Consider the following 2,904-nt stretch of genomic DNA (forward strand, 5'->3'; position numbering starts at 1 on the left):
GTGGTGCCGAGCGAGTTGAACGCCTGCGCGAAGGTCAGGCGGCTGGAGGCGGTACGCGGCGCGCCCAGCATCGAGATCAGCGGATTGGCCACGACCTGCACGATGGTGATGCCGGCCCCCAGCACGAACAGCGCGAGCAGGAAGGTGACGAACAAGCCGGATTTGGCCGCCGGCACGAACAGCAGGCAGCCGGCGGTCATGACCAGCAGGCCGATGGCGGCCGTTCGCATGTACCCGGCGCGGCGGACGATGCCCGCGGCGGGGAAGGAAACGAAGAAATACGCAGCGAAGAAGGCCGACTGGATCAGCATCGCTTCTGCATAGGACAGTTCGAACAGGTCCTTGAGCTTCGGGATCAGTACGTCGTTCAGGCTGGTGATACCACCGAAGATGAAGAACAGGGCGAAGACGAACCAGCGCAGTTCGGCGGGCGCGGCGGGACCGGAATCCTCGTCAGCGACGGTCCCGGTGGAGGTGGGTGCCATGGCCATCTGTCTGCTCTCCGCCTTGATCCGGCCATCCCTGCCGGTTGTCGCGGCCTGCTTTGATTGATGGATGACAAGGTTGTCAACGTCGGGCTAGACAGCGGCAGCGCGCGACCTTGTGGAGGAAGACCGAAATGCAGCATCCATCGGACGCCCTGTTGCTGTTCGGCGCGACCGGCGACCTCGCGCAGCGGATGTTGCTGCCGTCGCTGTTCGGGCTGGATGTCGACGGCCTGTTGCCGAACGGGCTGACCATCGTCGGAACGGCGCGCAGCGACCTGGACGATGCCGGGTTCCGCGCGGTAGCGGCATCCGCGCTGGAACGCTGGATCGATGCCGACCGGCGGCCGGCCGCGGCGGTTACGCGATTCCTGGAGCGGTTGCGTTATGTTGCCGTGGACGCATCGGACCCGGAACAGTTCGTCGCGCTGGCCGATGTTGTCGGAACCGCGGCACAGACCGGCCTGTCGATTTTCCTGTCCACCGCGCCCAGCCTGTTCGGGGCGACGATCACCGGGCTGAACCGGGCGGGATTGTCGGGACCCAATGTGCGACTGGCGCTGGAAAAGCCGCTGGGCGGGGATCTGGCGTCCAGCCGGGAGATCAACGACGCGGTCGCCACCGTATTTCCGGAGGATCGCACGTTCCGGATCGATCATTATCTGGGCAAGGAAACGGTCCAGAACCTGCTGGCGCTGCGCTTCGCCAATACGCTGTTCGAACCGCTGTGGAATGCGGCCGGGATCGATCATGTCCAGATCACGGTGGCGGAAACGGTGGGGCTAGAGGGGCGTACCGCCTATTTCGATGGATCCGGGTCGCTGCGCGACATGCTGCAGAACCACATGCTGCAATTGCTGGCGCTGGTGGCGATGGAGCCACCCGCCCAATTCGACGCGACCGCAATCCGTGACGAGAAGGTCAAGGTCCTGCGGTCCTTGCGGCGGATCGGCACCGCGGAGGCGGCACAGAACAGCGTGATCGGTCAATATGGGGCGGGCGCGGTGGCGGGGCAGCCGGTGCACGCTTATCTGGACGAACTGGGTAAGCCGTCGGGCACCGAGACGTTCGTCGCGATCAAGGCGCATGTGGACAATTGGCGGTGGAAGAATGTTCCCTTCTACCTGCGGACCGGCAAGCGGATGCCGTCGCGCCATTCGGAGATCGTGATCCAGTTCCGGCCGGTGCCGCATTCGATCTTCGCCAGCAAGGGCGCGGTGACTCATCCCAACCGCCTGCTGATCCGGTTGCAGCCGGAAGAAACGATCCGGCTGACGATGATGGCCAAGCAGCCTGGGCTGGACCGGGCCGGGATCCGGTTGCGCGAAGTGCCGCTGGACCTGGGGATGTTGAACGCCTTCGCCGATACGCGGCGGCGGATCGCCTATGAACGGCTGCTGCTCGACCTGATCGAAGGCGATCCGACGCTGTTCGTGCGGCGTGACGAGGTGGAGGCGCAATGGGAATGGGTGGACGGGATCCGCGCCGGCTGGATCGCGAACGGCATGGAGCCGAAACCCTATGCTGCGGGGACATGGGGTCCATCCGCGGCTATCGCGCTGACCGAGCGGGACGGAGTGCATTGGAATGACTGAGATCGCATCGGCGGTTGCCGCCGTCACCGACCGGATCATCGAACGATCCCGGCTCTCGCGCGGTGCCTATCTCGACCTGATCCGGCAGGAGCGCGAGCGCGGCGTGGATCGCAGCCGGATGGGATGCGGCAACCTGGCGCACGGCTTTGCCGCCAGCGGCGAGGACAAGCCGCTGATCCGCGCGGGCGGGGCGATGAACATCGGGATCGTCACCGCTTACAACGACATGTTGTCCGCGCATCAGCCCTATCACCGCTATCCCGAACAGATGAAGCTGTTCGCGCGGGAGGTGGGCGCGACCGCGCAGGTGGCGGGCGGCGTGCCGGCGATGTGCGACGGCGTGACGCAGGGCCTGCCGGGCATGGAACTGTCGCTGTTCAGCCGCGACACGATTGCGATGTCGACCGCGATCGGTCTGAGTCACGGCATGTTCGAAGGCGCGGCGCTGCTCGGCATTTGCGACAAGATCGTACCGGGCCTGTTGATGGGCGCGCTGCGGTTCGGGCATTTGCCGACGATCCTGGTCCCGGCCGGGCCGATGCCGTCGGGCCTGGCGAACAAGGAGAAGCAGCGCGTCCGCCAGCTGTATGCCGAGGGCAAGGTCGGGCGTGCCGAACTGCTGGAGGCGGAATCGGCGAGCTATCATGGGGCGGGCACCTGCACCTTCTATGGTACCGCCAATTCCAACCAGATGATGATGGAAGTAATGGGCCTGCATATCCCGGGCGCCGCCTTCGTCAATCCGGGCACGGCGCTGCGCACGGCGTTGACCCGCGCGGCGACGCACCGGGTGGCGGAGATCGGGTGGAACGGCAACGACTATC

The 2,904-nt window shown here is 65.7% G+C and carries 3 protein-coding genes; 2 read left to right on the top strand and 1 reads right to left on the bottom strand.

Annotated elements, in window-relative coordinates; all coding sequences use genetic code 11:
* Nucleotides 1–491: MFS transporter (locus VF649_RS04815; RefSeq protein WP_331010822.1), on the bottom strand; the 491-nt coding region annotated here is incomplete at its 3' end.
* Between the two features lie 128 nt (nt 492–619).
* Here VF649_RS04815 and zwf point away from each other — a divergent pair.
* Together zwf and VF649_RS04825 are read left to right on the top strand one after the other, a co-directional pair.
* Complete coding sequence (gene zwf / locus VF649_RS04820; RefSeq protein ID WP_331010823.1) at nt 620–2,080, top strand: glucose-6-phosphate dehydrogenase; 1,461 nt, start codon at nt 620–622, stop codon at nt 2,078–2,080.
* A partial coding sequence (locus VF649_RS04825) for a dihydroxy-acid dehydratase (RefSeq protein WP_331010824.1) occupies nt 2,073–2,904 on the top strand: 832 nt, incomplete at its 3' end. The genes zwf and VF649_RS04825, both read left to right, overlap by 8 nt.

It is taken from the genome of Sphingomonas sp. (genome assembly GCF_036387535.1).
Classification (GTDB): Bacteria; Pseudomonadota; Alphaproteobacteria; order Sphingomonadales; family Sphingomonadaceae; genus Sphingomonas_R.

Excerpts from the sequence above, each read along its gene's own strand:
- zwf (WP_331010823.1), top strand. The coding sequence starts at position 620 with ATGCAGCATCCATCGGACGCCCTGTTGCTGTTCGGCGCGACCGGCGAC.